8 protein-coding genes and 1 other RNA gene are annotated in these 7,031 nt (G+C 49.3%); 6 read left to right on the top strand and 3 right to left on the bottom strand.

Going from position 1 to position 7,031, the window contains the following annotated elements; genetic code table 11:
- Positions 1-579: nucleotide exchange factor GrpE (grpE, locus tag D6C13_RS24785; protein ID WP_120135281.1), on the bottom strand; the 579-nt coding region annotated here is incomplete at its 3' end.
- 137 nt (positions 580-716) lie between these two features.
- On the opposite strand from grpE, the gene nadK reads away from it, so the two are divergent.
- From nadK to bamE, 3 genes are all read left to right on the top strand, one after another.
- Complete coding sequence (nadK, locus tag D6C13_RS24780; RefSeq protein ID WP_120135280.1) at positions 717-1,595, top strand: NAD(+) kinase; 879 nt, start codon at positions 717-719, stop codon at positions 1,593-1,595.
- Positions 1,596-1,691: 96 nt separating this feature from the next.
- A complete protein-coding gene (gene recN / locus D6C13_RS24775) occupies positions 1,692-3,353 on the top strand; it encodes a DNA repair protein RecN (protein WP_167458083.1) in 1,662 nt (553 codons plus the stop codon).
- Positions 3,354-3,465: 112 nt separating this feature from the next.
- Complete coding sequence (gene bamE / locus D6C13_RS24770) at positions 3,466-3,810, top strand: outer membrane protein assembly factor BamE (protein WP_120135278.1); 345 nt, start codon at positions 3,466-3,468, stop codon at positions 3,808-3,810.
- Between the two features lie 77 nt (positions 3,811-3,887).
- On the opposite strand, the gene D6C13_RS24765 is transcribed toward bamE, so the two are convergent.
- A complete protein-coding gene (locus D6C13_RS24765; RefSeq protein WP_120135277.1) occupies positions 3,888-4,172 on the bottom strand; it encodes an RnfH family protein in 285 nt (94 codons plus the stop codon).
- Entirely contained in the window at positions 4,165-4,599 is a 435-nt protein-coding gene (locus tag D6C13_RS24760; RefSeq protein WP_013576738.1) for a type II toxin-antitoxin system RatA family toxin, read from the bottom strand. Before D6C13_RS24760 ends, D6C13_RS24765 begins: the two co-directional genes overlap by 8 nt.
- A 156-nt stretch (positions 4,600-4,755) precedes the next feature.
- Between D6C13_RS24760 and smpB the strand changes: the two genes are divergently transcribed.
- The 3 genes from smpB to D6C13_RS24745 form a co-directional block, all read left to right on the top strand.
- Positions 4,756-5,238 (top strand): SsrA-binding protein SmpB, encoded by a 483-nt coding sequence (smpB, locus tag D6C13_RS24755; RefSeq protein ID WP_112288217.1) that lies wholly within the window; start codon positions 4,756-4,758, stop codon positions 5,236-5,238.
- 49 nt (positions 5,239-5,287) lie between these two features.
- Positions 5,288-5,651: a transfer-messenger RNA gene (ssrA, locus tag D6C13_RS24750) on the top strand.
- Positions 5,652-5,843: 192 nt separating this feature from the next.
- The coding region (locus D6C13_RS24745) for an integrase domain-containing protein (RefSeq protein ID WP_120135276.1) at positions 5,844-7,031 on the top strand (1,188 nt) is incomplete at its 3' end.

Genomic DNA, 7,031 nt, shown 5'->3' with positions numbered 1-7,031 from the left:
GGCTTTGGAAACCGCAACCATCGCAGGGCGTAACAGACGGCCGTTCAGCGTGTAACCCTTCTGCATCACCATCAGCACGTGATTAGGTTCCAGCTCTTCGGATTCCATCATCGTCATCGCCTGGTGCAGTTCAGGATTGAAAGGCACGTGAATATCGCCAACCACTTCCATACCGAACTTGCGCACAGCATCCAGCAGAGATTTCAGGGTCAGCTCGACGCCTTCAATCAAACCTGCCAGTTCTGAATTGGATTTATCAGCCAGATCCAGAGCACGTTCCAGATTATCGATAACTGGCAACAGCTCGCCGGAAAATTTCTCCAGAGCGAATTTATGCGCTTTCTCGATATCCAGTTCGGTACGGCGACGGATGTTTTCTACTTCCGCTTTCGCACGCAGCAGGCTGTCGCGCTCACGCTGCTGGAGTTCTTTCAGCTGTGCTTCCAATTCAGCAATACGTTCATCGCGCGGATCAACGACATCTGCCGCCTGAGTTTCCGCTTGCGCATGCAGCTCTTGTTCCTGATTCAGTTCTTCAGAGACTTGCTCGTCAGGTGTCTTATGTTCTTTACTACTCATGAATCTCTCCGCGTTTTAGCATTAATCTTGCTAGTTGGCTTATTATGGGGATCAAAACCGGGGTTTCAAGGTTTGGTTTTTAATGAAACCGGTCATAATGCAGGAGTCATCACAACCTGCTGAGGATAACCACAGCGATGAATAAAAAATTTGAGTGCATTGGGATCGTCGGACACCCTCGTCATCCTTCGGCACTTGCCACCCATGAAATGCTTTACCACTGGTTAATCTCAAAAGGTTATCAGGTCATTGTTGAGCGACAGGTGGCGCAAGATTTAGCTCTGGAAGACGCGACTACAGGCAGTCTGGCGGAAATCGGCAAACTGGCTGATCTGGCCGTTGTTGTCGGCGGTGACGGTAACATGCTGGGCGCCGCGCGCGTTCTTGCGCGTTACGACATCAAAGTCATCGGCATCAACCGTGGCAATCTCGGTTTTCTGACCGACCTGGATCCGGACAACGCTTTGCAGCAGCTCGATGACGTTCTGCAGGGCGAATATATCAGCGAACAACGTTTCCTGCTGGAGGCCATGGTACGCTGCAAAGACCAACAATGTCGCGTCAGCACCGCCATTAATGAAGTTGTCCTTCATCCGGGTAAAGTCGCGCACATGATTGAATTTGAAGTCTATATTGACGACAAATTTGCCTTTTCCCAGCGCTCGGATGGTCTGATCATTTCAACACCGACCGGCTCGACCGCGTATTCGCTTTCAGGTGGCGGCCCGATCCTCACACCGACGCTGGAAGCTATCGCGCTGGTGCCGATGTTCCCGCACACACTTTCTGCGCGCCCGCTGGTCATTAACAGCAGCAGTACAATTTGTCTGCGGTTCTCACATATGAGCAATGACCTGGAAATCAGCTGCGACAGCCAGATTGCCCTGCCGATCCAGCCGGGTGAAGAAGTGGTTATCCGCCGCAGCGAGTTTCACCTGAATCTGATCCACCCGAAAGACTACAGCTATTTCAACACATTAAGCACAAAACTCGGATGGTCAAAAAAACTCTTCTGAACAGATAAAAATAATTCGCCAGCCCCTTTACTGTATATAAAACCAGTTTATACTGTATGTAATTACAGGTCTGTTGTTATGTACAGGAAGGTGATCATGCTGGCGCAATTAACTATCAGTAACTTTGCCATTGTCCGCGAATTAGAAATCGATTTTCATGCCGGTATGACGGCAATCACCGGTGAAACCGGTGCCGGTAAGTCCATCGCTATCGATGCGCTAGGGCTTTGTCTCGGCAATCGCGCAGACGGCAGCATGGTGCGCCTGGGTGCCAGTCGTGCAGACATCTGCGCGCGCTTCACTCTGGCTGATACACCTTCGGCAAAAAACTGGCTGGCAGAAAATCAGCTCGACGAAGGGCAGGATTGCCTGCTGCGCCGCACCATCAGCAGCGATGGTCGTTCGCGCGGTTTCATTAACGGCACACCCGTTCCCCTGTCACAGCTTCGTGAACTCGGACAGCATCTGATCCAAATTCACGGACAACATGCCCATCAGCTTTTACTCAAACCTGAGCATCAGAAAGATTTACTCGATGCTTATGCCGATCAGCCTATGCTGCTGGCCGAAATGCGTAAAGCTTACCAAAACTGGCATCAGAGTTGCCGTCAGCTGGCGCAATATCAGCAACAGGTCAGCGAGCGTGAGTCACGCCGTCAGCTATTGCAGTATCAGTTGAAAGAGCTGAACGAATTCGCCCCACAGGCCGGTGAGTACGAACAAATAGATGAAGAATACAAACGTCTGGCAAACAGCGGACAGCTGCTTTCCCTGAGCCAGAGCGCATTGTATCTTCTGGCTGATGGCGAAGAGCAAAACATCGTGAGTTTGCTTTATACCGCGCGTAATCAGCTGACTGAACTGGCTGAGCTCGACAGCAAAATGAACGAGCTGATTGTGATGCTCGATGACGCGTCTATTCAGGTCAGCGAAGCCAGCGATGAACTGCGCCACTACAGTGAACGTCTGGATATGGATCCAAACCGTATGTATGAGCTGGAGCAGCGCCTGTCGCGCCAGATGAATCTCGCGCGCAAACACCATGTCAGCGCAGAAGAACTGCCAGAATTACACCGCCAGTTGCTCGAAGAACAACAGGCTCTCAATGACCAGGAAACCAATCAGGCGGAGCTGAGCGAAGCGGTACAGCATCATTATCAGCAGGCCGTAGCGATCGCTGAACAGCTGCACGAAAAACGCCAGTATTTTGCCGATGAGTTGACGCATCTGATCACCCAAAGCATGCAGGCACTTTCCATGCCGCACGGTAAATTCAAAATTCAGGTCCAGTTCGAACCGGAACACCTGAATATGGAAGGGGCTGACCGTATGGAATTCCAGGTCACCACCAACCCGGGTCAGCCACTTCAGGCACTGGCCAAAGTAGCCTCCGGTGGTGAACTTTCCCGTATCGCGCTGGCAATACAGGTGATCACGGCACAAAAAATGGAAACACCGGCGCTTATCTTCGATGAAGTAGACGTCGGTATCAGCGGGCCGACCGCAGCCATTGTCGGGCGTCTGCTGCGCCAGTTAGGGGAATCAACACAAGTTATGTGTGTGACTCACCTGCCTCAGGTTGCAGGTTGCGGACATCAGCATTATTTTGTCAGCAAAGAAACCGACGGCGAAGTGACAGAAACGCAGATGAACCGGCTTGATAAAAAGGCGCGTTTGCAGGAACTGGCACGTCTGCTGGGCGGAAGTGAAGTCACCCGAAACACGCTGGCCAATGCAAAAGAGCTGCTCGCTGCGTAAAAAGCTCAACTTTTTTACATTTAAGCGGTCATACAGGTGCCCCGCAAAGGTTTCAAACTGATGAAAGGTCTATTATCATCGGCATCTTATGCCCTAAAGGAATGTAATGACTATGCGCTGTAAAACGCTAACTGCCGCCGCTGTAGCTCTTGTAATGCTTACTGCGGGCTGTTCCACTCTGGAAAAGGTGGTTTATCGGCCTGATATCAACCAGGGGAATTACTTATCTCCTGCTGATGTTCAAAAAATTCATACCGGTATGACTAAACAACAAGTTGCTTATGTTCTTGGCACGCCGATGCTGCATGACCCGTTTGGCAGTGATGTTTGGTATTACGTGTTCCGTCAGGAGCCAGGCCACGAAGGTATAACACAGCAAACATTGACGCTGACCTTCAACCAGGCGGGTGAACTGACTAACATCGACAACAAACCGAAATTGAGCGATCAAAAATAAATCGCCCCGGTGTGATGGTCTCTGGTAACTGCCAAAAATCATCTTTCAGGGTAAAAAAATAAGGCGCCTGAGGCGCCTTATTTTTTAGAACGTTCGGCGCGTATCCGCCGTAACTCTTTCGGGTCAGCAATTAATGGCCGGTAAATCTCAATACGATCTCCGTCATTCACCGTATCAGCAAGCTTCACCGGACGGCTGTAGATACCCAGTTTGTTCTGTTTTAAATCGATATCACTGCGTAACTCCAGCAACCCGGAAGCCTTAACCGCCTGCTCCACGCTGCTCCCTTCTTCCAGTTTTACCGTGCGCAGATACTGACGTTCCGGCAGCGCGTATACCACTTCAACGCGGATCTCAGACACTGTAAACCTCTTTTGCGCGCAGCGTGAACGCCTGAACCATACTGCCTGCCAGTTCTTTAAAGATTTTCCCGAATGCTAACTCAATCAATTTATTGGTAAATTCGAAATCAAGACTAAGCTGAACCTTACAAGCATCAGGGCTGAGTTCGATAAAATCCCATCCTCCCGTCAGTTTGCGAAAAGGACCATCGACCAGTTGCATATCTATGCGTTTATTACTGATGAGCGTATTTTTGGTCGTAAAAGTCTTACTGATGCCCGCTTTCGAAACATCAACCGCAGCGGTCATGGATGTATCGCTATTTTCTAAAATGCGGCTGCCGGTACAACCGGGCAGAAACTGCGGATAGGCATCGACATCATTAACCAAGGTGTACATCTGCTCCACACTAAACGGTACTAGCGCAGAACGACTTATCTGTGGCATATCATTTTCCAGGTGTCATAAAACGTACAGATAATACCATTTATCCGCGCGGTAATAAAAACTACGAAGCACAGGTCGTCACAAACATGAAAAACACCCCACTCTGACAGCGTGGGGATTTCAATCGGCATCGCTTACAGTATAATAAGTATCACTATGACAAAGAAAAAAGCACATAAACCCGGTTCCGCGACTATCGCGATGAACAAACGCGCTCGCCATGAATATTTCATTGAAGATGAAATCGAGGCGGGGCTTGCTTTGCAGGGATGGGAAGTCAAATCGATGCGTGCTGGTAAAGCAAACATCTCTGACAGCTATGTCACATTCCGCGACGGTGAAGCCTATTTATTTGGCGCAACCATTCAACCTCTTAACGTGGCGTCGAGTCATATCGTCTGCGACCCAACCCGTACAAGAAAATTACTGTTGAAGAAGCGTGAGTTAGAAACGCTTTTCGGAAAAGTCAGTCGTGATGGTTACACCGTCGTTGCACTCTCTTTGTACTGGAAAAACGCCTGGTCAAAAGTGAAAATCGGCCTGGCTAAAGGTAAGAAAGAGCACGACAAACGCGATGACATTAAAGATCGTGAATGGAAAGTAGACAAAGCACGTATCATGAAGAACTCAAACCGCTAAGTCTCTGGCTTAGCGTGTTCTTTTTCTGGTATACTGCGTAATAGTACTTGGGGCTGATTCTGGATTCGACGGGATTTGCGAAGCCCAAGGAGCATGCCGAGGGGCGGTTTGCCTCGTAAAAAGCCGCAAAAAAATAGTCGCAAACGACGAAAACTACGCCCTAGCAGCTTAATAACCTGCTAAGAGCCCTCTCTCCCTAGCCTCCGCTCTTAGGACGGGGATCAAGAGAGGTCAAACCCAAAAGAGATCGCGTGGACACCTTGCCTGGGGTGAAAGCGTTAAACCCAATCAGGATAGTTTGTTAGTGGCGTGTCCATCCGCAGCTAACCGGCGAATGTAAAGATTGGACTAAGCATGTAGTGCCGACGGTGTAGTAATTTCGGACGGGGGTTCAAATCCCCCCAGCTCCACCAAATAATGATCCGGTTATTACCAGATAAGTCCGGAGAAGTCCTGAAAGCCCGCATCCCTCCTAGGTTTGCGGGCTTTTTTGTGTCTGTAGAAGTCCGAGAAGATCCGCCTGAAACCGGCGTCTATTGGTATACGAATTGGTATACGCTAAGATATATACCAATAAACGTATACCAATTAGGGAAGATCCTTGCATGGCGCGGACTACACGCCCCCTCACCCACACCGAAGTACAAAAAGCCAAAGCCACCGATAAAGATCTCACATTGCATGACGGTGACGGACTCTTTCTCCTGGTCAAAACCACCGGCAAGAAAATTTGGCGTTTCCGCTATCAGGTTCCTAACACATCAAAACGCACCATGATCAGCCTTGGCGCTTACCCTGCACTTTCACTGGCTGATGCAAGAGAGGTGCGCGCTCAGAAGCTGGCGATGTTAGTAAAAGGGATTGATCCACAAGCAAGAGCTGGGGAAGAAGCTGAAAAGCTCCAGATCGCTCAGGAAAGCATTTTCGTCAATGTGGCACGTAAATGGTTCGAGCTGAAGCAAAGTCACGTTAGCGCAGACCACGGTAAAGATATCTGGCGTTCCATTGAGAAAGACATCCTGCCCAGTATTGAAAATGTTCCTGTTCAGGAGCTAAAAGCACGCACTTTGATCCAGGTGTTGGAACCAATCAAAGCGCGGGGAGCATTAGAGACTGTTCGGCGTTTAGTACAACGCATAAACGAGATAATGATTTATGCCGTCAATGTTGGGTTGATTGAGGCAAATCCAGCTTCAGGTATCGGTAATGCTTTCGAGCGCCCTAAGAAGCAGCACATGCCCACAATACGCCCCGAAGAACTGCCCAAGTTGATGCGCACCATTTCAATGAGCAACTTGTCGATACCAACCCGCTGCCTGCTTGAATGGCAGTTACTGACGCTAATACGCCCTGCCGAAGCATCGGCAACAGCCTGGTCAGAGATCGATATAGAGAATAAGCAGTGGTGTATTCCGGCAGAACGTATGAAGGCAAAGCGTGACCATATAGTCCCGTTGTCGGATCAAGCCTTAGAGTTGCTGGAAATCATGCGTCCAATTAGTGGTAATCGTCAGTACGTATTCCCTAGCCGGAATGACCCGCGCAATCCAATGAACAGCCAGACAGCTAATGCAGCATTAAAAAGGATAGGCTATGGCGGGAAACTCGTTGCTCATGGTTTACGTTCTATAGCCAGCACAGCTATGAATGAGGCTGAATTTAATGCAGATGTAATTGAAGCAGCACTGGCTCACTGTGATAAAAATGACGTTAGACGTGCCTATAATCGTTCTACATACTTAGAAAATAGGCGTGACTTGATGAACTGGTGGGGTGACGAAGTTTACAAAACA

Origin of the sequence: Rahnella woolbedingensis (assembly GCF_003602095.1) — a bacterium.
Taxonomy (GTDB): Bacteria; Pseudomonadota; Gammaproteobacteria; order Enterobacterales; family Enterobacteriaceae; genus Rahnella; species Rahnella woolbedingensis.
This window is presented reverse-complemented; position numbering and strand designations above follow the sequence as displayed.